Annotated in this window: 23 protein-coding genes and 1 riboswitch; of the genes, 8 read left to right on the forward strand and 15 right to left on the reverse strand. The window is 32.5% G+C overall.

Annotation, left to right across the window (positions count from 1 at the left end; translation table 11 throughout):
* Nucleotides 1–15: 15 nt before the first annotated feature.
* The 3 genes from LQ675_RS10600 to LQ675_RS10610 form a co-directional block, all read right to left on the reverse strand.
* Nucleotides 16–1,002 carry an aspartate-semialdehyde dehydrogenase gene (locus LQ675_RS10600; RefSeq protein WP_107610298.1) on the reverse strand — a complete coding sequence of 329 codons (987 nt, stop codon included), beginning with the start codon at nucleotides 1,000–1,002 and terminating at the stop codon, nucleotides 16–18.
* A 20-nt stretch (nucleotides 1,003–1,022) separates the two neighbouring features.
* Nucleotides 1,023–2,225, reverse strand: a complete 1,203-nt coding sequence (locus LQ675_RS10605) for an aspartate kinase (protein WP_048543037.1) — start codon at nucleotides 2,223–2,225, stop codon at nucleotides 1,023–1,025.
* Between the two features lie 86 nt (nucleotides 2,226–2,311).
* A riboswitch (Lysine riboswitch) is annotated at nucleotides 2,312–2,487 on the reverse strand.
* Between the two features lie 358 nt (nucleotides 2,488–2,845).
* On the reverse strand, nucleotides 2,846–4,447 hold the full coding sequence (locus LQ675_RS10610; protein ID WP_058591288.1) for an ABC-F family ATP-binding cassette domain-containing protein: 1,602 nt from the start codon (nucleotides 4,445–4,447) through the stop codon (nucleotides 2,846–2,848).
* A 143-nt stretch (nucleotides 4,448–4,590) separates the two neighbouring features.
* Between LQ675_RS10610 and LQ675_RS10615 the strand changes: the two genes are divergently transcribed.
* From LQ675_RS10615 to lacG, 5 genes are all read left to right on the forward strand, one after another.
* Nucleotides 4,591–5,493, forward strand: a complete 903-nt coding sequence (locus LQ675_RS10615) for a CvfB family protein (RefSeq protein WP_048543042.1) — start codon at nucleotides 4,591–4,593, stop codon at nucleotides 5,491–5,493.
* Nucleotides 5,494–5,748: 255 nt separating this feature from the next.
* Nucleotides 5,749–6,618 carry a CAT RNA binding domain-containing protein gene (locus tag LQ675_RS10620; RefSeq protein ID WP_037588018.1) on the forward strand — a complete coding sequence of 290 codons (870 nt, stop codon included), beginning with the start codon at nucleotides 5,749–5,751 and terminating at the stop codon, nucleotides 6,616–6,618.
* Nucleotides 6,611–6,943, forward strand: a complete 333-nt coding sequence (locus tag LQ675_RS10625) for a PTS lactose/cellobiose transporter subunit IIA (protein WP_037588016.1) — start codon at nucleotides 6,611–6,613, stop codon at nucleotides 6,941–6,943. Before LQ675_RS10620 ends, LQ675_RS10625 begins: the two co-directional genes overlap by 8 nt.
* A 5-nt stretch (nucleotides 6,944–6,948) precedes the next feature.
* Nucleotides 6,949–8,640, forward strand: a complete 1,692-nt coding sequence (locus LQ675_RS10630) for a lactose/cellobiose PTS transporter subunit IIB (RefSeq protein ID WP_048543044.1) — start codon at nucleotides 6,949–6,951, stop codon at nucleotides 8,638–8,640.
* Nucleotides 8,641–8,657: 17 nt separating this feature from the next.
* Complete coding sequence (lacG, locus tag LQ675_RS10635) at nucleotides 8,658–10,073, forward strand: 6-phospho-beta-galactosidase (protein ID WP_075577948.1); 1,416 nt, start codon at nucleotides 8,658–8,660, stop codon at nucleotides 10,071–10,073.
* A 49-nt stretch (nucleotides 10,074–10,122) separates the two neighbouring features.
* Here lacG and lacD read toward each other — a convergent pair whose 3' ends face one another.
* The 6 genes from lacD to pepF all read right to left on the reverse strand — a co-directional run bounded on the left by lacD (nucleotide 10,123) and on the right by pepF (nucleotide 15,855).
* Entirely contained in the window at nucleotides 10,123–11,061 is a 939-nt protein-coding gene (gene lacD / locus LQ675_RS10640) for a tagatose-bisphosphate aldolase (RefSeq protein ID WP_048543047.1), read from the reverse strand.
* Nucleotides 11,062–12,012 (reverse strand): 1-phosphofructokinase family hexose kinase, encoded by a 951-nt coding sequence (locus LQ675_RS10645; RefSeq protein WP_239727955.1) that lies wholly within the window; start codon nucleotides 12,010–12,012, stop codon nucleotides 11,062–11,064.
* Nucleotides 12,009–12,536, reverse strand: a complete 528-nt coding sequence (gene lacB, locus LQ675_RS10650; protein WP_048543053.1) for a galactose-6-phosphate isomerase subunit LacB — start codon at nucleotides 12,534–12,536, stop codon at nucleotides 12,009–12,011. Before lacB ends, LQ675_RS10645 begins: the two co-directional genes overlap by 4 nt.
* A 12-nt stretch (nucleotides 12,537–12,548) precedes the next feature.
* Nucleotides 12,549–12,986 carry an RpiB/LacA/LacB family sugar-phosphate isomerase gene (locus tag LQ675_RS10655; protein WP_376700358.1) on the reverse strand — a complete coding sequence of 146 codons (438 nt, stop codon included), beginning with the start codon at nucleotides 12,984–12,986 and terminating at the stop codon, nucleotides 12,549–12,551.
* Between the two features lie 135 nt (nucleotides 12,987–13,121).
* On the reverse strand, nucleotides 13,122–13,868 hold the full coding sequence (locus LQ675_RS10660) for a DeoR/GlpR family DNA-binding transcription regulator (protein ID WP_172965063.1): 747 nt from the start codon (nucleotides 13,866–13,868) through the stop codon (nucleotides 13,122–13,124).
* Nucleotides 13,869–14,058: 190 nt separating this feature from the next.
* Nucleotides 14,059–15,855 (reverse strand): oligoendopeptidase F, encoded by a 1,797-nt coding sequence (gene pepF, locus LQ675_RS10665; RefSeq protein ID WP_107610300.1) that lies wholly within the window; start codon nucleotides 15,853–15,855, stop codon nucleotides 14,059–14,061.
* Between the two features lie 273 nt (nucleotides 15,856–16,128).
* On the opposite strand from pepF, the gene LQ675_RS10670 reads away from it, so the two are divergent.
* Nucleotides 16,129–16,470 carry a hypothetical protein gene (locus LQ675_RS10670; RefSeq protein WP_025906054.1) on the forward strand — a complete coding sequence of 114 codons (342 nt, stop codon included), beginning with the start codon at nucleotides 16,129–16,131 and terminating at the stop codon, nucleotides 16,468–16,470.
* A 659-nt stretch (nucleotides 16,471–17,129) separates the two neighbouring features.
* Here LQ675_RS10670 and LQ675_RS10675 read toward each other — a convergent pair.
* Nucleotides 17,130–17,708: a GNAT family N-acetyltransferase gene (locus LQ675_RS10675; protein ID WP_048543058.1), complete on the reverse strand. Its 579-nt coding sequence runs from the start codon at nucleotides 17,706–17,708 to the stop codon at nucleotides 17,130–17,132.
* 137 nt (nucleotides 17,709–17,845) lie between these two features.
* Between LQ675_RS10675 and LQ675_RS10680 the strand changes: the two genes are divergently transcribed.
* Nucleotides 17,846–18,595 (forward strand): MerR family transcriptional regulator, encoded by a 750-nt coding sequence (locus tag LQ675_RS10680; RefSeq protein WP_048543060.1) that lies wholly within the window; start codon nucleotides 17,846–17,848, stop codon nucleotides 18,593–18,595.
* Between the two features lie 97 nt (nucleotides 18,596–18,692).
* Nucleotides 18,693–19,217, forward strand: coding sequence for a histidine phosphatase family protein (locus LQ675_RS10685; protein WP_152291635.1), 525 nt, complete (start codon nucleotides 18,693–18,695; stop codon nucleotides 19,215–19,217).
* A 153-nt stretch (nucleotides 19,218–19,370) separates the two neighbouring features.
* Here the strand turns inward: LQ675_RS10685 and LQ675_RS10690 are convergent, their stop codons facing one another.
* The 5 genes from LQ675_RS10690 to trpB form a co-directional block, all read right to left on the reverse strand.
* On the reverse strand, nucleotides 19,371–20,630 hold the full coding sequence (locus tag LQ675_RS10690; RefSeq protein WP_239727957.1) for an aminoacyltransferase: 1,260 nt from the start codon (nucleotides 20,628–20,630) through the stop codon (nucleotides 19,371–19,373).
* A 32-nt stretch (nucleotides 20,631–20,662) separates the two neighbouring features.
* Complete coding sequence (locus LQ675_RS10695; protein ID WP_048543064.1) at nucleotides 20,663–21,916, reverse strand: aminoacyltransferase; 1,254 nt, start codon at nucleotides 21,914–21,916, stop codon at nucleotides 20,663–20,665.
* Nucleotides 21,917–22,061: 145 nt separating this feature from the next.
* The gene (locus tag LQ675_RS10700; RefSeq protein WP_037587994.1) at nucleotides 22,062–22,721 is read right to left on the reverse strand and encodes a type 1 glutamine amidotransferase domain-containing protein; all 660 of its coding nucleotides are present in this window, start codon (nucleotides 22,719–22,721) and stop codon (nucleotides 22,062–22,064) included.
* An 80-nt stretch (nucleotides 22,722–22,801) separates the two neighbouring features.
* Nucleotides 22,802–23,533, reverse strand: a complete 732-nt coding sequence (gene trpA / locus LQ675_RS10705) for a tryptophan synthase subunit alpha (protein ID WP_048543068.1) — start codon at nucleotides 23,531–23,533, stop codon at nucleotides 22,802–22,804.
* Nucleotides 23,526–24,743 (reverse strand): tryptophan synthase subunit beta, encoded by a 1,218-nt coding sequence (gene trpB, locus LQ675_RS10710; RefSeq protein ID WP_088592736.1) that lies wholly within the window; start codon nucleotides 24,741–24,743, stop codon nucleotides 23,526–23,528. The genes trpA and trpB overlap by 8 nt, the downstream gene beginning before the upstream one ends.

Genomic DNA, 24,743 nt, shown 5'->3' on the forward strand with positions numbered 1-24,743 from the left:
ACTGAACACTCCTTATTATTTTTTATTTAATTCTAATACTTGTTCTAGCACTTGAACGGCATTTAAACTTGCACCTTTTAATAAGTTATCTGAAGTACACCAGATGTGGAATGTATTGTCTAAAGAATCATCTTTACGAATTCTTCCAACGAATACTTCATCTTTACCAGTAGAATGAATCGCTAGTGGATATTCATTATTTTCTACGTTATCTACTAAGACAACACGGTCATCTTCATTAAATAAGTTACGAATATCTTCAACAGTCGCTTCTTTATCTAAAGTTACGTTGATATGCACACTGTGGCTATCTTGAACAGGTACACGCACACAAGTTGCTGTTACATTTAAAGAAGGTTGATCTAAGATTTTTCTAGTTTCATCGATCATTTTTTGTTCTTCTTTTGTATAACCATCTTCTAAGAATACATCTATATGTGGTAACACATTATTATAAATTGGGTGAGGGTAGTTCTTTGGTGCTTCTCCTTTTTCACCATTAGCTAAATCTTCACGACCAGCTAAACCGGATCCTGATACAGCTTGATATGTTGTATAAGCAACACGTTTTAATCCGAATTGATCTAATAAAGGTTTTAAAGGTATAACTGATTGAATTGTTGAACAGTTAGGGTTTGCAATAATTTTACGATTTAATTTAGGTACATTCACTTCCGGAACGATTAAATCAATATCTTCATGCATACGCCATTGACTTGAATTATCGATTACAATTGCACCATGTTGTTCAAATAGTGGGGCGAATTTCTCGCTTGTACCACCTCCAGCACTCATAATAACGTAATCGAAATTGCCATCAGTTTTCTCTTCTGTCAATGCTTCAACCGTATAAGTTTTTCCTTGGAATTCGATTTTTATGCCTGCTGATCTAGGTGATGAAAATAATACAAGTTCATCAAATGGTACATTTTTTCTATCTAATACTTCTAATACTTTTTCTCCTACTAAACCTGTTGCGCCAACAACTGCTAATTTTGTCATTTTGTTCACTCCATCATTCATTATATATTAAATGCTTCACTTAAAGTTCGAACGGCAGTTTCTCCTAATTCACGATCAACAACATAAGAAATACTAATCTCAGAAGTTGTTGTTTGATAGAAGTTAATGTCATGACTAATTAAAGTGCGGAATGCTTTTGAAGCTATTCCTGACATATCTCTCATACCTGTTCCGATTACTGAAAGTTTAGCGTAGTTATCTCTCATTTTATAACGTAAATGAGGGTATTCCTCAGTAAGTTGTTCAATGATTTGTTCGATTTGATATACGTCTGAATCTTTAATCGTAAACGAAAGCTGTAATCCTTGTTGATTTTCAATTTGAGATATCATATCAACATTCATTGATTGTTCTTCTAATGAATCAAATAATTTCTGTAACAATGCAAAGTTTTGCATCGGATAAGTTAAAGTAACATGAATCATATGTGTATCAAGTGCGACTCCTGTAACTGCTTTTTTCTCTAATATCTCTGTTTGTGGCATAATCCATGTTCCTTTCACGTTTGATAATGTTCTACCAAGATATAATGGTATGTTATAATTTTTTGCAATTTCGACACTTCTAGATTCTAATACACCAGCACCTAAAGCACTCATTTCCATCATTTCTTCATATGAAACTTCATTGAGTAACTTTGCTTCTTTATAAATTCTAGGATCTGTTCCATATACACCATCAACATCAGTATATATTTCACAAGATGTATCTATACTTGCTGCAATGGCTACTGCAGTTGTATCAGAACCGCCGCGTCCTAAAGTCGTAATTTCTAGATGATCATTCACACCTTGAAATCCTGCAACGACAAGAATGTCATTTTTTTCAAAAGCTTCTTCAAAACGTAGTGCATCAATTTCTGCAATTTTACTTTTCAAATGATGACCAATCGTTTTAATTCCTGCTTGATATCCTGTCATTGCTTTCGTTTGAACACCAATATCATTCAATACCATTGATAAGTATGAAATGGTTTGTTGTTCTCCCGTCGTTAAAAGCATCGCTAAATGCTCATCTTTAGGTTGCGAAGTAAGTGAACTAATATTTTCAAGTAAAGAATCTGTCGTCTTACCCATAGCACTTACAACCACTACTAATTGTTCTCCATTATCAACACGTGATTTCAACATATGTGCGATATTTTTAATTTTGTCAAAATCACCAACGGACGTACCGCCAAATTTTAAAACACTCTGACTCAAAATAATTCCTCCTATAAATCGGAGACGAACGCTGTAATATAAATAAAAAAACAAGTTCGGCATTCGAACTTGTTTTAATTTATATATACAAGTGATGCACTCCATTATTCTTAAGATAATGACAGACAATTAGCTCTTAACCTAAATGTCCAACACCATATTTCTGCAAAAATACAATGTTTCGGCATCGCACCCTTTCACTCCTTTAAGATTGCAGTCCAGTAGGGGAGTTACTAATGATTGATGCGCCTCATCAAAAACATATTCAATTGGTATGCATTCATTATACATACAAAGAATATTGATGTAAAGAGAGAAAACTGATAATTTCAAAAAGTTCTTACTATTTAGACGATAAGCCCTAGAAATCAATATTCATTCATATTCATTTTAGAAGGTAATGGGGCGGTGTAGGTATTTTATAGGAATGGGGGGGATGTTGGTAAGAAAAGTAGGATTGTATTTATCTTGTTTTATCAGTCTTGATAAATAGGAGGACTGAACATTGCAAGTCAGCTCTCACTAGCTACATTGAACGCCAAAAACACCCCACATTACCTCATTTCCCCAAATAAAAAAGCTAGGACTTATAAAAATGTCCTAGCTTCTCTATATGAAAATTAGTTATAAACACCTTGATCTCTCAAGTATTCTTCATAACTGATTTCTTTAGAAATTGCGCCGTCTTCTTTGATTTCAATTACGCGGTTGGCGATTGTATTGATAAATTCAAAGTCATATGAAGTAAAGATTAATGATCCTTTGAAATTCTTCAAGCCATCATTGACTGCAGTGATACTTTCTAAGTCTAAGTGGTTTGTTGGTTCATCTAGTAATAATACGTTAGAGTTTGATAACATCATTTTACTTAACATACATCTTACTTTTTCTCCACCTGAAAGGACACTTGCTTTTTTCTTAACTTCTTCACCACTAAATAACATACGTCCAAGGAATCCTCTTAAGAATGTTTCTGTTTGTTCTTCTGGTGGTGCATATTGTCTTAACCAGTCAACTAAGTTCATTTCAATACCTTCGAAATAATCTGAGTTATCTTTTGGTAAGTATGATTGTGTTGTTGTAACGCCCCATTTAACTGTTCCTTCATCTGGTTCAAGTTCACCAGCTAAAATACGAAGTAGGGTTGTTTTAGCAATCTCACTTTCTCCAATTAATACAGCTTTATCATTTGGATTCATTGTAAATGAAACGTTATTTAATACTTTTTGACCGTCAATTGTTTTTGAAACACCTTGAACTTGTAATAAGTCGTTACCGATTTCTCGTTCAATTGTGAAATTAACGAATGGATAACGTCTTGATGATGGTTGAATGTCATCGAGTTCAATTTTTTCAAGCATTTTCTTACGGCTTGTTGCTTGTTTAGATTTAGAAGCGTTCGCACTAAATCTAGCAATAAAGTCTTGTAATTCTTTAATGCGTTCTTCTTTTTTCTTGTTTTGGTCTTGAGCCATTTGAGAAGCAAGTTGACTTGATTGATACCAGAAGTCATAGTTTCCGACAAATAGTTTAATTTTGCCGTAATCTAAGTCAGCTATATGTGTACAGACATTGTTTAAGAAATGTCTATCATGTGATACGACGATAACTGTATTCTCAAAGTTAATTAAGAAATCTTCTAACCAAGCAATCGCTTTAATATCTAAACCGTTTGTAGGCTCATCGAGTAATAGAACATCTGGCTCACCAAATAAACTTTGAGCAAGAAGTACTTTTACTTTTTGGTTGTTTTCTAATTCAGACATCATTTTGTCATGTAATTCGTCTTTAATACCTAAACCTGAAAGTAATACAGATGCATCCGCTTCTGCATTCCATCCGTTCATTTCAGCAAACTCACCTTCAAGTTCTGCTGCACGCATACCATCTTCATCTGAGAAATCTGGTTTCATATAAATTTCATTTTTCTCAGTCATAACTTGCCATAATTTTTCATGGCCTTTTAATACAACATCAATCACTTTTTCATCTTCGTGCGCAAAGTGATCCTGTTTTAATACTGCTAAACGTTCATCTTTACCAAGTGAAACGTGACCTGATTGAGAATCTAATTCGCCTGATAATACTTTTAAGAACGTTGATTTTCCAGCTCCATTAGCACCGATAAGTCCGTAACAGTTACCTGGTGTGAACTTAATATTTACATCTTCAAAAAGCTTACGATCACCGAAACGTAAACTTACATTCGTAACTTGTAACATTAAATGACTCCTTTTCATTAATACTTCTACCGATGAATTATATCATAAATGAAACAAAAATGGGCAAGAGTTTGAACAGTCGTTACACGAAGCAAAATGCATGTTATAATGAATAAACGAAAAACATATGAATGGAGAATGACATGGCACACGAAAAAGATACGCTTGTAGGTCGCATAGACTTTTTAAAAGTGGATAGATTGGAAGGTTCAACTTATCATTTACTTGGACCAAATAGCGAACCTATTAAAATGAATGCTTCAGAAGTCGAAGATGACGATCAATTAGAAATCGGTGAAGATTATAGTTTCTTTGTATATCCAAGCCGATCTGGAGAATTATTTGCAACACAAAACATGCCAACTATTACAAAAGACCGTTATGATTGGGTAAAAGTATTGAGAGTAGACCGTGATGGTGCTGCAGTAGATGTAGGATTACCTAGAGAAGTACTCATTCCATGGGAAGATCTACCTAAAGTTAAAGAACTATGGCCACAAAACGGTGACATGATATTCTGTACACTTAGAATAGATAGTAATAGTCAAATGTTTGCGAGATTAGCAACTGAAACAATCGTTGATACAATGTACAAAACAGCTGAAGAATCTATATTACATCAACATGTAACAGCAAGACCATATCGTTTATTAAGAGTAGGTACTTTCCTCCTATCTGAAGATGGTTATAAAATCTTTGTACACGAATCAGAACGTAAACATGAGCCAAGACTAGGTGAAGAAATGGACGTTAGAATCATCGGCGTAAAAGAAAACGGTGAATTAAATGGTTCATTCTTACCATTGGCACATGAAAGACTTGATGAAGATGGCCAAGTGATATTTGATTTACTAGTAGAATATGACGGAGAATTACCATTTTGGGATAAATCAAACCCAGAAGCAATTAAAGAAGTCTTTAATATGAGTAAAGCAAGTTTCAAACGTGCTATCGGTAGATTATACAAGCAAAAACTGATCACAATCGAGACTGGTAAAATTACCATTACCAAAAAAGGTTGGGCTCAAGTTAAAAAAGAAGACTAATCATATAACCAAACCGACACTTCAAAATGAAGTAGGTTTGGTTTTTTAATGCATTTATATTCCATTTAATTACAATATTGACATAATTTAAAAAGCGTTGTAAATTATAAATGTAACAATATCGAACATTAATAAACAATTAAATATTTGGATCGTGACTATTCAATTAGGCGAAAACCACAATTCTTGAGGTGCATCAATCACCTCTAAGTCTTGTGGTATTTTTATTTCAAATGATTGGAGGTATTGCTGCCTATGATAATCAAACAAGTCCTTAACAATAATGTTGCTATTGCCATTACTGAAAATGGTGAAGAAGTTATCGCGATGGGGAAAGGAATTGTGTTCTCAAAAAAGAAAGGTGATTTCTTATCTCATCAAACACCCGAGAAAATATTTAGACTCGATAATCAAGAAGTGAGATTTCATTTACAGTCTTTAGTTAATGATGTCCCCGTACCTATTATTACGACATGTTGTGAAATCATAAATGATGTTCAACATAAATTTGATTTTACGTTTCAAGATTATATTTATGTCACGTTAACACACCATTTGCATCACGCTGTTAATATTCATCAAAACAATCAAAAGATACAGACATTTTCTATTGATGTTAAAAGCATTCATCCTCGTGCATTTGAATCTAGTTTATACGCATTGACGATTATTAAACGAAATTTAAATATTTCTTTCCCAGCATATGAAGCAAATAATCTAGCATTACATTTTATCAATGCTGAGCAACCTGAAGGTATCGAAAATCAAACTGCTTATAAGAATAAAAATATTCAACTGAACGATTTAATCAATTGCTTAAACCAAATAGGTATTACTCGGAATAAGTCCAATGAATATTATTATGATAGATTCATCCAGCACTTAAAGTATTTAACAGAACACATTCTTGATTATTCTGAAGACTTATCTCAACAAGTTGATATATCATTCCAACAGCATTTAAAAACACACTATCCAAATTCTTATTTGTACGCAAAAGACTTATATCATGCCATATCAAGAAAGTTCAATATTGTTATTAATCAACATCACTTGTTCTATTTTCAGTTGCATATAGAACGCATATTATCATCACAAAAAGGAGGCACAACAAGAGATGAGTAGAGAAGAAAATATGATGGTAGGTTTCACCATTGTTGCGATAGCTGGGGATGCAAGAAGAGAAGTTATGGCGGCTATGGAAAAAGCTAAAAATGGACTATTCGAAGAAGCACGTAGTCATATTGAAAGTGCAAATACATATATAACGGAAGCACATAAAGAACAAACCCAATGTTTAGCTCAAGAAGCAAGTGGTGAATCATCTGAGTTAAGTTTTATTATGGTACACGGTCAAGATCACTTAATGACAACGATGGCACTACGTGATTCTGTAAATTACATCATTGATATTTATGAACAACTTCAAACTTTAAAACAAAATGGGTGATACTTGTGAATAAGATAATTAAATTTATTGAAAAGATGAAACCATTTTTTGAGAAAGTGGCTTCTAATCCATACTTAACGGCAATTAGAGATGGCTTCGTTGCATTAATGCCAGTTATTTTATTTTCATCATTATTTATTTTAGTTGCTTACGTACCGAACGTTTGGGGATTCCATTGGCCAAAAAATATCGAAACAACCATTATGAAAGTGTATCAATTCACGATGGGTATGTTAGCACTTTATATGGCAGGAACCGTTACGAAATCATTAACTGACAATAAAAACTTAAAATTACCTAAAACGAACCAAATCAATGTCATTTCAACATTCGTAGCTGCTGAATCTTCATTACTAATTGTAGCGATGAACCCCGTTAAAGACGGTATAAGTATTGACATGCTTGGTACTAAAGGACTTATCGCGTCATTTATTGTAGCATTTGTAATACCAAATATTTATAAATTCTTTATTGGTAGAAATATCACAATCAAGATGCCTCCTCAAGTACCCGGTAATATCGCACAAGCGTTTAAAGATATGATCCCGTTTGCCGCTTCTGTCGGTTTATTCTGGATTATTGATATCGCGATCCGTCAAATTGCGAATGGTAACTTAGCAGAATTGGCGACAATTATACTGTCACCATTATTTACTGCTGCGAATGGTTACTTAGGATTTGCGATTATCTTCGGATTTATTGCTTTCTTCTGGTTTATTGGTGTACATGGACCATCTGTAGTAGGTCCAGCTGTTATTGCAATTATGTATAACAACCAAGTTGAAAACTTAAGATTATTTAGAGAAGGTCAACATGCACATATTGCATTAACACAAAGTACGCAAGACTTTGTAGCACTTATTGGAGGTACAGGTGCCACATTCTTAGTTCCATATATATTTATATTCTTGTGTAAGTCTAAAGAACTTAAAGCTGTTGGTAAAGCGTCATTTATTCCTACAACATTTGCTGTAAATGAACCTTTACTATTTGGTGCACCAATAATTTTAAACCCAGTATTCATGATACCTTTTATTGTTACACCAATTCTAAACTCATGGGTATTGAAATTCTTTGTAGAGAATTTAGGTATGAATGGTTTCATGCATTTCTTACCATGGCCGACACCAGGACCTATAGGTATTTACATGGCATCTAACTTCGCGCCATTATCATTATTATTAATTGCCGTTATTATGATACTCGACTTTGTGATTTGGATGCCATTTATTAAAGCGTATGATCGCATAAAAGTGAGTGAAGAACGCGGTACGATTGAATGTCAAAATATTGTACAGCCTCAATCAAATGCAGAGTCAAACAAAAATAGTCAGTTAGAAACAACTAATACTATAGTTCAATATGACATTAAAGATCACGTCAATGTATTAGTCGTATGTGCTGGTGGTGGTACAAGTGGTATACTCGCTAATTCGTTAAATAAAGCTGCTAAAGAACAAAACATTCATTTAAATGCTACTGCGAGGGCATATGGTCAAGATATGGATTTAATTAAAGATATGAACATTGTTATATTAGCCCCTCAAATGGATTCAATGAAAAATGAAATGAAGAAATATACTGACCAACATAATGCTCTTCTTATGACAACAACAGGTAAAGAATATATTGCTCTTACAAGGGATGGAGAAGCAGCAATAGAGAAGATATACAAACTACTATTAGAAGAAAAATAAAACAAAGGAGTATAAGCATGTTAGAATTACCAAAAACTTTTGTACTAGGCGCTGCAACAGCAGCATATCAAGTCGAAGGATCAAGCAAAGTAGATGGAAAGGGACGTGTGCTTTGGGATGAATTTTTAGAAAAACAAGGAAGATTCAGGCCAGATCCAGCAAGTGATTTTTATAATCGATATGAAGAAGATATTAAATTAGCTTCAGAACATGGTATTAAAGCGTTAAGAATTTCTATTGCTTGGTCTCGCATATTTCCAAAAGGGTATGGGGATGTTAATCAAAAAGGGGTAGAATATTATAAAAATGTATTTGCGACATGTCGTAAATATAATATCGAACCATATGTGACTTTACATCATTTTGATACGCCTGAAGAACTATTCAAACAAGGGGATTGGTTATGTAAGGAAAACATCACGCATTTTGTGAACTATGCAGCATTTTGCTTTGAGACATTTAAAGATGATGTTCAATATTGGATGACAATTAATGAACCTATCGCATATACTTTAGGTCAATATGTAACAGGCGCGTTTCCACCTGGTGAACAATATCAAGTCGTCAAATGTCTCCAAGCTCAACATAATCTTATTGTTGCGCATAGTAAAGTAGTTAAACTATATAAAGAGAAAGGTTATAACGGAGAAATCGGTATTATACATGCTTTAACTCAAATATATCCAATTAATCAACAACCTGAAAATGTAAAAGCTGCTAAAATACAGGATACATTTATAAATGGACTTTTATTAGATGGTACATTTTTAGGAGAATATTCTAGTGAGAAAATGGAGGTCATTCATCATCTACTCAATATATATGATGGTTCATTAGATCTGACGGAAGAGGAAATGACAATCATTAAAGAAGCTAGTCAATTACAAGATTTCTTAGGTATCAATTATTATCAAAGTAATTGGGTTAAATCAAATGAAGCGGATAGCTTAATACATCATAATGGTACTGGGGATAAAGGTAGTTCGATTTTTAGACTTAAACAAATAGCTGAAATTGTTAAAAACCATGACGTTCCAACGACTGACTGGGATTGGTATATATATCCTAAAGGTTTATATGATATGATTATGCGCATTAAAGAAGACTATCCAAATTATAAAAAGCTTCTGATCACTGAGAATGGACTAGGGTATAAAGATCAATTTATAGATGAACAAACCATCATCGATGATCAACCACGTATAGACTATATAGCTGCTCATATAGAAAGCATTAGTGATGCGATTAAAGATGGTGTAAATGTAGCAGGTTATTTTGTTTGGTCATTGCAAGATATGTTTAGTTGGTCTAATGGTTATAATAAGCGATATGGATTATTCTATATAGACTTTGAAACACAGAAAAGATATATCAAGAAAAGTGCATTATGGTATAAAGCACTATCTGAGTCAATAGAGAAAGAAACAGAATAAAAATCATATTAAACCCCGCTTCTAGATTAAATAGAAGCGGGGTTTTTAATTAACTTATAGCTGTTGCATATTGTTCAATCATTTTATTTAAATTTTGTATATTGGTTATACCTTCATTATTTAACCAAGCTTTGCATCCTTGTTCACCATCTTTAACATATGCTTGAGTAGCGCCTGCCCATGTTGCTCTTCCACATAATACACCGTTAAATTTAGATTCTGATTCATAAGCAAATTTTAACGTTTCTTGGAATAAAGTAGGTGATACGCCTGCACTTAAAAAGATAAATGGTAAATGCGTTGCGTCTGATTGTTCTTTAAAATACTGTTGAGCTTGTGCTTTAGTATATACTGGATGATCTCCAAATCCTTCTACAAAATTCATATTAACTGGAACTTCTACTTTTAATACATCTACTTTAAAACGGTCTTCTGAGAATAATTTCATTGCATCAATAACTTTATGAGGTTTAACTTTTGCGTATGCTTCGCTTAAATTATCATCATTTGTTGCGTCATATGACACGATTTCTAAGAAAAATGGAATATCCAATGCGACACACTCAGCACCGACTCTTTCTACAAAGGCTTCTTTTTGTGCGTTGATTTCTTGTGATTCATCAATATCAAAATAAACGAGTAATTTAATGGCATCTGCACCTTGTTCTTTCAGTGCATGTACAGACCATGTATTTAATAAATCAGGTAATCGACCAGGTGTCGCTTTATCATAGCCAGTCTTTTCATAAGCTAAGATTAAACCGCAATTAGGATGTCTTTCTTTTGAAGCGGGTAATCCATACTCAGGATCTAATAATATACTTGAAGAATATGCCGTTAATGTCTTAGATATTTGTACTTTAAAATCTTCTATCGTTTCTGATTCTACATTTTCACCAAGCATTTTCTTTAATGCACCGCGCTGATCAATAGCAAGTGCAGCAATTTGGCCTAAATCGTTTGTGAGTTTTGATAAATTTTTAACCATTTAAAAACACTCCAATTGTTCAATTTTTATTTTTGCTAAATAATACTCAAAATTCTCTTTCGTTAAGAATCCAGTTTTCTGTTCTAAAGCATTAGCAATTCCAGCAGCCATTGCTGATTTAACAGCATAGTGAACATCTTGTTTATGTATGAGTCCATAACTAAATCCTGCTATAGAACTATCACCAGAACCAACTGCATTAACAGCTTTAATTTTAGGAATATTTACTTTATAAATTTGATGCTGATATTTATATAGTGCACCATTAGAACCAAGTGAAATCATGACACATGGAATTTGGCTTAAAAGAGGGGATTTCAATGCGTTTATAATCTCTTGGTGATTATCTTGATCTTTCACATTAAAAAGCTGAGCCAATTCTTCGATATTAGGTTTAATTAAATAAGGTAAGCTTTGACCTTCATGATTTAATAAATCTTTTAAAGTATGACCATTAACGTCCAACAATACTTTCTTACCATGACTAACAGCGATATCGATAAGCGTCTGGTAAGCTTCAACATTCATGCCTGGTAAAGCACTACCTGATATCGCAATCATGTCATGCCCTTGAATGAGTTCAGTCACATGTTGAATCAATAATTGAATATCTTCTTGCGTAATTGAATCTCCCTGTTCAAGTAATTCTGTTTGATGCGCTCCATTTAAAATCGCTATACATTGTCTCGATTCAATATTTGTTTCATAAAAATCATGTTTAATATGATCTTGATCTAAATCACGTTTAATAAATTCACCAGTAGTACCGCCGATAATGCCAGTTGCTAAATGATCAATGCCTAAAATGTTTGCCACTCTCGTAACATTCAATCCTTTGCCACCAGCCGTTTTAATAACATTTTTAACGCGATTCGTTTGATTCAATTCAAAATGATCTAGTTGATAGGCGATATCCACTGAAGTATTTAATGTAATTGTTAATAATTTCAATATTTCACCTCATCCACATATTCTCCTTTATTCCATTTATCAATATATTTGTTAAACTGATTGGCATCATATTGAACTTGGTCGTCTGTTAACAATTGATTCATGCGTTCTATTAATTGATCTGATTCCGATGTTTGGATATAACTTGCATTTATAAAAGTCTCAACGATATCTTTAATTAAATCTATGCCTGAAATCGTTCCGCCGACACCGATAATATTGCAATTATATTTTTCTTTCGCTAAACGAGCGCTTGTAATGTCACGTACGAGCGCAACTCTCGCATTAGGCACTTTATTTGCTGAAACACTAATACCTACACCTGTACCACAAAGTACAACACCTAAGTCAGCTTTTCCTTCTGTCACAGCTTTTGCGACATTTACACCATAAATAGGGTAGTGTGTTCTTTGATGATCATAAGTTCCAACATCTATCACTTCATGACCAATACTTTTAATAAAATCTGATACTTTGATTTTTTCATCCGTAACGATATGATCGCATCCAATAGCTATCTTCATTTAACTTCCTCCTTAACACAAACTATTTAACATATCTATTCTGATTTGATGGCGGCCAGCATCATAAGATGATTCACCAAATGCTTTAGCACAATTAACCGCTAGAGTAGGGCCAACAATTTCAGAAGCAAGGATCATAATTTTTGTATTGTTGTGACGTGCTGTCATACAAGCAGAACGGTCATCTGAAACTGAAGCAGCAATTATATTTTTATGTTTGTTTGCAATAATGAATGGTGCAATACCATAATCATCAATAATTATTGCCTTAGCATCTTCATTATTTTTAACTGCTTCTATAGTATTTACAGTTACAGCAAACACATCGTCTTCAAGTGTTTCATCATACAAATTGATCCATTCAATGTTAGAATGAGATAGTTCTTGAATAATCTTGTCTTTTAAAGGGCTGGATTTACGAATACAATTAATAAAAACTTTCATATACATCCTCCTGTGTTTTTAATTGTTCGTTTTTGTTAATTATAATATAAAATCAAACATACTTTCTGTCAATAAAAAAAGCAATATAAAATAGCGTTATGCTATTCTATATTGCTTTTCTTTTAATATTCATTTTTATAACTACTTAATCTTGTTTGGATATGTGTTTAATATTTCTTCACTTACATCATCATCTGAAATAACAGCATCGACATCGTTAATATTATAGAAGTTATATAATGCTTGAACACCAAATTTTGTGCTGTCTGCGGTGATATATTTAAGCTTTGCATTTTCTAAAATAATATGAATGCCTTTGCCTTCTTCTTCATTAGCAGTTGTTAATTTCTGACCATATATACCGTTAACACCGACAAATGCTTTTGCTACATGAAAGTCTTCCATCATTTTGTTCGCAAAGTGTCCGATAAATGTACCCGTTTTAGATCTGAAACGACCACCTACGAGTAATACATCAATGTTTGATAAATCTTTATATTGTAAAAATATATCAAGCGAATTCGTAAATATGCTTAAGTTCTTGTCTTTTATAAAATCAAATATGAGTTCATTTGTAGAACCTGAACCGATAAATATAATATCTTCATTATGAATGAGTTCGCCACACTTTTGAGCGATTTTCATTTTATTAGAGACATTAATGGTTTGCTTTTCTTTATGTGACTTTTCATTATATAAGTTATCTTCAATTAATTTAGCGCCACCATGAATTCTATTTAACAAACCATTGTTTTCTAGTTCTTGTAAATCTCTTCTTATTGTCATTTCAGCAACGTTCATCTTCTCTGAAAGGGAAGATACTTTCACAGACATATTATTTTTAAGTTCATCCATTATAAAACGGTGCCTATCAACTTTTAATTTCACTTGTGATCCTCCTATATATTAACTTTTTAATAAGTTCGAATTTGTTTGATTATATTGTAACACAATTAATATTAAAATTAGAATAATATATAATACGGTAATTTAATAAGGCATGTTTATATTGGACAAGAAAATGTAGAGACTGACACAATAAGATGTACCAGTCTCTACATTAATAATAGAAAAGATATTATTCAATTTCGTTTGTGAGTGATTCTAGCTCATCGATTAAGTGACCGATATACGCGATTGTTTCTTTAAGTGGTTTATCTGTCGTAATATCAATGCCTGCCATTTGAGCAAGTTCAACAGGAGATTTAGAGCCACCAGCTTTTAAAACGTTTAACCAATCTTCAACAGCAGGTTGTCCTTCTTTTTCAATTCTTTGACTCATAGCAGTTCCTATCGTTAAACCTGCAGAATACGTATAAGGATATAAGCCCATATAATAATGTGGTTGGCGCATCCATGTTAATTCTGCACCTTCTGTTATTTCAACTTCGTCTCCCCAGAAATCAGAAATAACTTGTTTCTTAATACTATTTAAAAGTGGGGCAGTGAGTGCTTCACCTTTATCAACATGTTTATAAACTTCTCTTTGATATTTAGCTTCTAATAAATGTGTAACCATATTATGATAGTACGTTCTTGAAATAATTGAGCTAATAACCCAACGTTTAAATTTCGGATCATCTGATTTCTTCAATAAACTATTAGCCATTAACATTTCATTCATTGTTGATGGTGCTTCTACAAAATACATAGAACAATCTGCTTGATATACATTTTGATGTGCATTTGCTAAATTAAAGTGTCCTGCATGACCAAGTTCATGTGCTAATACAAATACTTCAGTCATCTTACTTGTCCATGAAATAAATATGAATGGGTTAACACCGTATGGGCTTGCGCAATAAGCACCTGTTTGTTTCCCTTTGTTTTGAGGAAAATCAATCCAACGTTTATCATAACTATCATTAACCATTTGCATATAATCTTCACCAAGCACACTCAATGCTTCTTTAATATAATCTTTAGAACCTTCAATTGATACATCTGGTTCATAAGTAGGGTCTAATGATATACGTAAATCTTCAAATTTCAATTTATCTAGATTATTTGTACGCTTAAGTAATTGCGCATATCTTCTCATATGAGGTGCTAATTCTTCTGAAATAACATCAATTTGACGATCGTACATTTCTCTCGTTACATCTTGTGATTCTAATAAGAAATCAATAACAGAATCATAACCACGTAATTCAGATTCAATTTTTTCTTTTTGAACGTGAGCGTTGTATGTTGCTGCAGTTGTATTTTCATAACGGCGTAGCGACTCACTAAATTTCTTGAATGCATTACGTCTAACTTCTGTATTAGACTCAACTTCGTAATCACCTTCAAATGATACATAATCTAAAGGTATTTCTTCTCCATTCGCTTCAAAAGTACCAAACTCAATATCTAACATCTTCGTAATACCATATAATTCATATGGCGCACCAAAAGTAGGTGAGAAGGTTGCTAACGCTTTTTCTACTTCAGGATGTAATGTATGTTCTTTTTGACGTTTTAACAATGTTAAATATTTAGGATACTCAGATTGTTTAATTAAAGCATTGAATGCTTCATCATCTAATTGCAAAATTTCTGACTCTACAAATGATAATAAACCAGCTACTTTTCCATATGTAGTAGAAAATTGTGCAGCTACTTTTTGACTTTGTTCATCTGTCGTATCAGTCGAATAAAGTAATTCTGCATATGTGCTTAAGTGAATAATACTTACGATAAGATCAGCTTGTTCACGTAAAGCAGATTCAATCGTTGATATTTCATTTAACTGATTCACATATTTGTTATTAAATGCTGTAACGTTCTCAACTAATTCATTTAATGCACTAAAAAATGCATCATTGTCTTGATACAAACTTGAAAGATCCCATGTTTCTTGAACAGGAACTTCACTTCTTAATAATTGTCCCATCAAATCACCCTTTTTTTAAAATTTACTTATTTATGTACTTATGTACATATTATACATATAAACATCTTCTACGTCATATGATACAACGCACTATTCGAACAATTTATCTTGCTCATCATGGTCACATTTGTGCGCTTATGTCCGTAAAATTTAAATAAAATTGCAAATGTACAATTAATTTTATATGAATAAATCAAATTTCTATCTATATTGTAATTAAACATAAATAAAAGGGGTATAGACCAGTACAACTAGATAAAGGAGGCGTACATCTTGAACATTTTTGATTTCCCAAACTACTTATGGATTTCATTTGTCGTCGTTATTGTTTTTTCTGTATTATCATCATTAATACTTAAAAAACACGTCATCAGTGCAATTTTGACATTTGTCGTATTAGGTATGATCGCATTTATATTACCTAATTTTTATGATATTACATACGAACCATTATTAGGCTATGCCGCATTTATGGCAATCGTAAGTTTATTTGTATGCTTATTAACATGGTACTTAATGAGAAAGAATCAAAAAAGATTAGCTGAAAAACATAGTCAAGATGAAACAATAGAAGATGGACGTCAATTTAATGAATTAAAAAGACGTAATAAATAGGGAGCCGGACAGAAATCTAATTTAAATAAAAAGATTTCGTAGTCCCGCCCCGGCAAGGATGACTAGAATTGAAAAAAGCTTGGTACAAGCGCATTTTCAATTCAGACACCTACTGCCAAGATACTAGAAGAGTCTGAGACATTACATTATGTCCCAGACTCGTTTTTTGATTGATTGGTCGGGCGTTGTGAACACTTCTGGCTAAACTTGTTTATAACGGGGCTCTTGTGAACACTTCTCGCCAAACTTGTTCGTAACGGGGGCGTTATTTACAAAACTCTGCTGAACTGTTACTAAGGATACCCATAGTTACAAAAGTCGGTCGAAGTGTTACTATGGACTGCTTTAGTTACAAAACTCGGTCGAAATGTTACTAAGGATACCCATAGTATCAAAACTTGGCTGAAGTGTTACTAAGGATACCCATAGTATCAAAACTTGGCTGAAGTGTTACTAAGGATACCCATAGTTACAAAACTTGGACGAAGTGTTACTAAGGACCACTATAGTTACAAAACTTGGCTGAAGTGTTACTATGGATAGCCATATTTACAAAACTCAGCCGAAGTGTTACTAACACACTCGTTATTTGCACTTCTTATCAAAAATGCTAATAACGACTGAGATATTTCTATATATCCCAGTCGTCTTTTCTTTCTTTATTTAAAATATACAGGTGTCGTGATTGCATAGAGTGCTTCGTTAATAATACTTTGTTGATCTGCGCTTAAATCTGAGTTCTTTAATGTTCCTTCTCGCTCATATCCACATCTTTCAATAGTGTTAATGCTTCTTGTATTCTTAACATCTATGTATGCTTCTATTCTTACAAAGCCATGGTTTTCTATAACATGTTGTGTAATATATTGAATTGCTTCGGTTATATAACCTTTGCCTAAACCTGAATTGACTGCCCAATAGCCAATTTCACATGATGGTAATCTTAAATCGATATCTTGAAGGACAACTGATCCTACAAATTGCATCGTATCTTTTTCAAAGATAAAATATCTAAAATATTCTTTGTTATACTGTGGGTCAGTTGATTTATTAAGAAAATCAGTCACTTTATATTCATCGAATTGATAATTGAAGAATGCTACCCAATCTTTCAATGTATTTACTGAGTTCAGCATTTCGTCCTTTATTGTCTCTTTATATGAAAAAACTTGTTCTCCAGCTAGTAGTATTAAACGAGATGTGTCTAATTTTAATTCAAGTTGTATCTCTTTATTCATTATAAAACTCCTGACTTACGTGATATTCTATATGTATTATAACATGTACGAAATTGACTTTATTTATTTTTTTGATTATATTGTTGACTCTAACGTAACGTAAGACTTTATAGTAAGGTTATGAGGAGGTTAAGTAAATGGAAATGACTGTTAAAGAAATTGCTCAATTAGTCGGTATAAGTGTGCGCACGCTTCACCATTATGATGAAATTAATTTACTAAATCCGTCTAATGTATCATCATCTGGTTATCGATTGTATTCAGACGAGAATGTAGACAGATTACAGCAAATTTTATTTTTTAAAGAGCTTGATTTTCCTCTCAAAAAGATAAAAGAAATTCTTGATGATCCTTCGTTTGATAAAGAAGAAGCATTAAATATGCATAAAAAGATGCTCATCAATAAAAGAACAAGAATTGATCAAATGATTCAAACGATAGATCAAACGACTAAACATATGAAAGGAGAAATTAACATGACGAATGAAGATAAATTTATAGGATTTGAGTTTAATCAGAATGAATATGAAGCTGAGGCACGTGAAAAGTGGGGGAATAAAACTGTAGATAAAGCGAACAATCGTATTAATAGTTGGTCTAAAGAAGAAAAAGCTTCAAAAGAAGAAGAAATGAATGATATTTTTAGAGCATTTGCAGCAAAGAGAAATGAATCTCCAGACTCAGAAATTGCTCAATCAATTGTACAAAGATGGTACACATATTTAAATTCTAATATTGATTGCGAGTATAGTTTAGAAGCATTTGGTAGTATCGGTGATATGTATGTAAGTGATGAAAGATTTACTAAAAATATCAATAAATTTGGTGACGGTACCGCACAATTTGCTAGTAAAGCAATTGCAAGTTATGTCAAAATGAATCAATAGAATGAACTACTATAAATCGTATTTATTTCGATTTATAGTAGTTTTTATTTATAATGATGTATGATATGCTTTCCTAAAATCTATTTGGAGTGATTTAATGATTTATGTATTAAGACATTGCAAAGCTACTGGACAAGACTTTGATGCAGCTTTAACGATAGATGGTATTAAGGTAGCACAACAATTAGTACCTGTACTAGCTAAACTCAATATTGACCATATATATGTCAGTGAAATGAATCGTACATATGAATCAATTAAACCATATTTAACGAAATACCAAACACCATTAACTTATGATAGTCGATTAAATGAGCGCATTTTAAGTGACTTACCAATAGATAATTGGCTAACTGAGCTTAAAATGACTTTCAGTGACTTTAATTATCGGATACATAATGGCGAAACAAGTTTAGAAGCTCAACAGCGAATTTTAGAAGTATTTAAGTCGATACCAGTAAATGAACATGCATTAATCGTTACACATGGAAACATCATGTCATTATTACTAAATCATTTTGATAAACAATTTGGCTTTGATGAATGGAAAGCTTTAAAGAATCCAGATCTATATGCAATTGATGAATCGTCACAAATAAAACATGTAACAATAAATAGTTAGATATATATGTAGAATAGGCGTCCCCTAAGACAACATACTTAACTTCCTATAATATATATTATGTAAACTAATTAATCGAATAAATATGATATATGCCACTAACCCTATATTTAACACTAAAAAAGCTGAAAAATGAATTTCAGCTTTTTTTGATTACTTTTTAATTTTAGATCGTACTTTTTGAATTACATTGTGTAAGAAATATTTTTTCTTATTGATTGGTTTATAGAAATCTCCGATTAATTCTTCGATTTGAACGTTAAATCCTCGTTTAAATCGGTATACACCGTAATCTTCGCTATCTTCAGTGAAATCTCCTGATAATCCGTAGAAATTATATCTATCGAATCCATTTTCGAAACAATAGTTAATCATATGCCAGTGCATCATATATGGTCCCATAAAGTGATTATATTTTTCACTTGAGCCACCTGAGAAATAATTGATTTCATATGCATTTTCAAAGAATACACCTGAAGCTAAGTTTAAGATTTCACCATCTGTTTTGATGAGTTCGCTAGTTTCTAATAATTCTTTCTGTGCGTGGTCAATTAAACGATCTGTTTCAGCAATTTTCTTTAATTGTTTTTCAGATTTGTTTTCTTTTGCCATCATTTGGTCACGTTTTGTTTCTAAGTCATTTAAACTCTCTTGTGTTGATTGAATATATTCATTTAAATTGATATATGCTAATGGTACTAATGCTTTAGAACCATATGTATCAATAAAGTTTAAGAAATATTCATCTGTCTTAGAAATAAAGCCAGCTCTTTCTTCTGTTTCTCTATATAATTTAAAGAATATATCTAATTCATCGCGTTCTAAGAAACGTACTTTAACACCGTAATTATGCGCTTTATTGACGTTACGTTTTCTTTGGCTGTCGAATCCTTTTTTAACTTCTGCTAATGTTTTATCTTTTAAGTTCAAGACACCCATCCATCTTACTTGGCTTGATGGATCATATTTAGTCGTAAAGCCGTGATGGTCATAGCCTAGTGATTTAATTAGATCAACGATTTGGTCATTAGCGCCATCTTCTTTAATTTGTTTAATATCTTTGTCGTATATATTGTAAATCCAGTATGGGTCGACTTTAACATATAGACATTGATGTTGTTTTAAGTACTTTTCAAGTGCTTTGAAGTAATATGTCACTAAATCTAGATTGCTATAATCCATTACCGGACCACGATTTGAATAATACACATAACTACCTAATGTTGGTATTTTAGAGAATAGACTTGCTGCAACTACCTGATTATTCTCATCTTTAACACCTAATAATACAACTTGAAAACCATCATTTTCCCTCGTCTTGATGTTTTCTTTTACTTGAAAGTAGTGACTTTCGTATCGACTATCAGATACGAACTCATCATATTCAGTAACCGTTAATTCTGTAAATTTCATATTATCTAAATTCCTCTCTTACTGAAAATCATTTATTTTTTTAATACTTTTTTTAGTGTTGTATATGCTTTGTACGCTGGTTTATTAATTGGTTTAACGAAATCACCAATATATTCATAAACATCTGCATTGTAACCTTTTTTAAATTTAATAACGCCAACATCAGGTGCATCTTCTGAGAAGTCTCCGCTGATACCATAGAAGTTATAACGGTCAATATTGTGATCTAACGCGTATTTAATCATTTCCCACTGAATTGCATAACTACCTGCAAAGTGACGATATTCATTCGATGAACCACCTGCATAATATACAACTTCAAATGGATTAATAATAAAGAAACCAGCTGCTATTGGTAATGTATCACCATGTTCTTGTTGTAGTTGAAGTGCTTCTTCTAATTTAGCTTCATTTGCTTCTCTTTGTTGTTTTAAGTTGTCTATTTTATTAATCGTTTTTTGATTATCTGGTTTCTTTTCTAAATCTTTTTCAGCTTTTGCAATATCTTTGTTGTATTGTTCATGTTCTTTTTCTAATTGTGGAATGTAAGTTTCAAAGTCTATATATGCTAAAGGAATCTTTACATTTTCAAAGTATTTTAATCTATTGTAATAGAAGTCATCGCCACGATCGTTGAAATCTTTCTTCTCTGTAGTATCTTCCATAAATTGACGGAATATCGGCATTTCATCTTTAGATAGAAAACGAACTTTAACACCATTTTTTTGAACTTTTTTAGTATTTCTTTTTCTTAAACTGTCCATGTTCTTGATGAGCGTCTTTTCGTCCATACCTTCTAAATCAAGTACAGAATGCCATCTAATTTGATGTATTGGGTGGAAACCAGTTGTGAAGCCTTGGTGTTCATAACCTAATGATTCAAATTGTTTAATTAAACCATCACGGTTGAATGATTTTTTAATATTGCCATCATGATCTCTTAGTTGATATGGCAAGTAAGGATCGATTCTAAAGAATAATCCTTTATAACTTTTTAAATAGCTCACGATTTCTTTAAAGAAAAAGTCAACAAGTTCTTTGTTGTCATAATCCATTACTGGTCCTCTATTTGAGTAAAAGTAATTAAATTTCTTCATAACTGGTACACTTGTTAACAGACACGCAGCTAATACTTCACCTTGATTATCTTTGACCCCTACTAAATGTGTTGAAGTACCTTCAGATGTTTTTAATTCATAATTACCTACTGCTTGTGTAAAATGCGCGTACGGCATTTTATTTGTAAAAGCTTCAAATTCACCAGTTGTTAAATTTGTAAATTTCATTTATACAATACTCCCAATCTCATTTTTATGTATTTGTTACAATTATACAATATTTTGTCTTTATTCTAAAATAATACTCATTACTATACCATTATTTCATAAATAAAAACCTACCATATGGCAGGTTTTTATTTATATTGCTTAACTATTTTAATACATTCACAAATTTTTCGGCAACCTCTTCACTCGAATTTGGATTTTGTCCTGTGACAAATTTACCGTCTGCAACTGTATGCGATTCAAAATCAGCACCTTTAACGAATCGAGCACCTTGCTTTTCAAGTTGTGTTTGTAGTAAAAATGGTACATCATTTTCTAAATTCATTGCTTTTTCTTCACTATCTGTAAAAGCAGTTAATTTAACACCATCCACTAAATAGTTCCCATTAGGAAGCTTAGCGCCTACAAATGCACTTGGACCATGGCATACTGCACCAATCACCTTATCGTTATTTCTATAATATGCTAGCATATCTTCCAAGTCTTCATTATTTGGGAAGTCAAATACTGTTCCATGACCACCAGGTAAGAATATGCCATCATAACTCTCAAACACGATGTCTCTAATACTATATGTTTGTTGTAACTTTTCTAATACGTCATGATATTCTTTAGCTTCGTCATTTTGAGTTGAATTTGGATCTATCGGAACACTGCCACCTTTTACAGATGCAATATCCACTTCTAATCCATTTTTAATAAATACTTTATAAGGAATTGCTGCTTCTTCTAGCCATAACCCAGTTGGTTTACCATCTTTAAATTGAGATGCATTTGTAACAACTATGAGAACTTTTTTGCTCATTAGAAACACTCCTTTTCATTTGTTAATGTCGATTATACATGAAGTGTGTTTCTTTTTCTTCTATTAAGGGTTATGCATTTTTAATCTTCATCTAATGCTTTTCTAATACTTTGCAAATATGCTTGAGTTTGTTCTATTGAATCATTTTTTAATCTTTTAACAATTTCGCTACCAATCACAATGCCGTCACTAAATGACTTTATTTCTTTAGCGTGTTCTTCAGTTCTAATACCAAATCCACAAACGACAGGTACACTAGCGTGTTGTTGTATAAATTTAATTTTATCTTTTAAAGATTCATGGAAGCCTCTGCCATCACCAGTCGTCGCATTCATTGTCACTGTGTAAATAAAGCCTTCCGCATGTTCGGCTATTTGTTTAATTCTTTCATCACTAGAAGTCATCGCAATTAAAGAAATTAATTTAATGTTTTTAGGTTGTAAATGCTTTTTAAATCTTTGTCCAAGTTCAAATGGTAAATCTGGAATGATTAAACCGTAAACATTCGCTTCAGCAATTCGTTCTATAAAAGCGTCAACACCATAAGCATCAATTAAATTATAATAAGTCATAAATAAATATGGCGTATTGATTTCATCTTTATGTTCGATCAGTTGATCAATGATTTTATTAACAGACATACCTTGTTTAATCGCTTCTTGTCCAGCCGCCATAATCGTTGGGCCATCAGCTACAGGATCCGAGAAAGGTAAACCAATTTCTATATAATCTGCACCATTTTCGTCCATAAGCTTGACTGAATCTATAAAATCTTTGTTTCCCATGACATATGGTATAAATAATTTACGCATGATGATCCCCCTTCTCTTGCATATACTTTCTAATCGTTTCCATATCTTTATCTCCTCTACCAGAAACTGTCACAACAATAATTTCATCTTTATCCATTGTTGGTGCTAGTTTCTCAACGTAACTCAACGCGTGTGCACTTTCTATAGCTGGAATAATACCTTCTAATTGTGTAAATTTAATAAGCGCATCCATCGCTTCAGTATCACTTGCATTCGGATATTGAACACGACCAATATTGTTATAATAACTATGTTCCGGACCTACACCTGGATAATCTAATCCCGCTGAAATAGAGTGCGCAAGTTCGACTTGTCCATTTTCATCTTGAATTAAATACATTCTAGAACCATGTAATACACCTGGTTTCCCTTTTTCAATAGCTAAAGCATGTTTAGTAGTATCTATACCTTCACCAGCAGCTTCAACGCCGAATAATTTAACAGATTCATCATTTACAAACGGATAAAATGTACCAATTGCATTTGAACCGCCACCAATACATGCAACAACTGCATCTGGTAATCGAGATTCTTTCTCTAATATTTGTTTCTTAATTTCTTTACCAATCACACTTTGTAAATCTCTTACGATAGTTGGGAATGGATGAGGACCTAACGCCGATCCAAGTAAATAATGTGTATCTTCAACATGTGAAACCCAATATTGTAAAGCTTTATTTACTGCATCTGATAACGTACCTTGTCCGTCTGTTACAGGTACAACTTTAGCACCTAATAATTCCATTCTGAAAACATTTAATGCTTGTCTTTCAATATCTTCTTCACCCATAAATACAATAAGTTCCATATCAAACAACGCTGCAATTGTTGCACTCGCTACACCATGTTGACCAGCACCAGTTTCAGCAACGAGCTTTCTTTTACCCATTTTCTTTGCAATAAGCGCTTGTCCTAATGCGTTATTGATTTTGTGAGCGCCAGTATGATTTAAATCTTCTCTTTTTAAGTATATTTTTGCGCCGCCAAGTGCTTCTGTATAACGCTCAGCATATGTTAAAGGTGTTTCTCTACCTACATAATCCTTTAAATAATCATTTAATGTTTCATGAAATTCCGGATCATTTTTTAATTGTTGATACGTATCGTTTAATTCTTGTATAGCTGGCATTAATGTTTCTGGTACATATTGTCCACCAAATTCACCGAAAAATCCTAATTCATCTGCTTCTAATTGTATATTTTTATTCAA

It is taken from the genome of Mammaliicoccus sp. D-M19 (assembly GCF_022386695.1).
Classification (GTDB): Bacteria; Bacillota; Bacilli; order Staphylococcales; family Staphylococcaceae; genus Mammaliicoccus; species Mammaliicoccus sciuri.

Bases quoted from the DNA above. Each gene is read 5' to 3' on its own strand.
- LQ675_RS10695 (WP_048543064.1), bottom strand. From the start codon at position 21,916: ATGAAATTTACAAATTTAACAACTGGTGAATTTGAAGCTTTTACAAAT.
- LQ675_RS10700 (WP_037587994.1), bottom strand. From the start codon at position 22,721: ATGAGCAAAAAAGTTCTCATAGTTGTTACAAATGCATCTCAATTTAAA.
- lacD (WP_048543047.1), bottom strand. From the start codon at position 11,061: ATGGTTAAAAATTTATCAAAACTCACAAACGATTTAGGCCAAATTGCT.
- LQ675_RS10610 (WP_058591288.1), bottom strand. From the start codon at position 4,447: ATGTTACAAGTTACGAATGTAAGTTTACGTTTCGGTGATCGTAAGCTT.
- pepF (WP_107610300.1), bottom strand. From the start codon at position 15,855: ATGGGACAATTATTAAGAAGTGAAGTTCCTGTTCAAGAAACATGGGAT.
- lacG (WP_075577948.1), top strand. From the start codon at position 8,658: ATGTTAGAATTACCAAAAACTTTTGTACTAGGCGCTGCAACAGCAGCA.
- LQ675_RS10615 (WP_048543042.1), top strand. From the start codon at position 4,591: ATGGCACACGAAAAAGATACGCTTGTAGGTCGCATAGACTTTTTAAAA.
- LQ675_RS10655 (WP_376700358.1), bottom strand. From the start codon at position 12,986: ATGTATATGAAAGTTTTTATTAATTGTATTCGTAAATCCAGCCCTTTA.
- LQ675_RS10680 (WP_048543060.1), top strand. From the start codon at position 17,846: ATGGAAATGACTGTTAAAGAAATTGCTCAATTAGTCGGTATAAGTGTG.
- LQ675_RS10600 (WP_107610298.1), bottom strand. From the start codon at position 1,002: ATGACAAAATTAGCAGTTGTTGGCGCAACAGGTTTAGTAGGAGAAAAA.
- LQ675_RS10625 (WP_037588016.1), top strand. From the start codon at position 6,611: ATGAGTAGAGAAGAAAATATGATGGTAGGTTTCACCATTGTTGCGATA.
- trpA (WP_048543068.1), bottom strand. From the start codon at position 23,533: ATGCGTAAATTATTTATACCATATGTCATGGGAAACAAAGATTTTATA.
- LQ675_RS10685 (WP_152291635.1), top strand. From the start codon at position 18,693: ATGATTTATGTATTAAGACATTGCAAAGCTACTGGACAAGACTTTGAT.
- LQ675_RS10675 (WP_048543058.1), bottom strand. From the start codon at position 17,708: ATGAATAAAGAGATACAACTTGAATTAAAATTAGACACATCTCGTTTA.
- LQ675_RS10690 (WP_239727957.1), bottom strand. From the start codon at position 20,630: ATGAAATTTACAGAATTAACGGTTACTGAATATGATGAGTTCGTATCT.
- lacB (WP_048543053.1), bottom strand. From the start codon at position 12,536: ATGAAGATAGCTATTGGATGCGATCATATCGTTACGGATGAAAAAATC.
- LQ675_RS10620 (WP_037588018.1), top strand. From the start codon at position 5,749: ATGATAATCAAACAAGTCCTTAACAATAATGTTGCTATTGCCATTACT.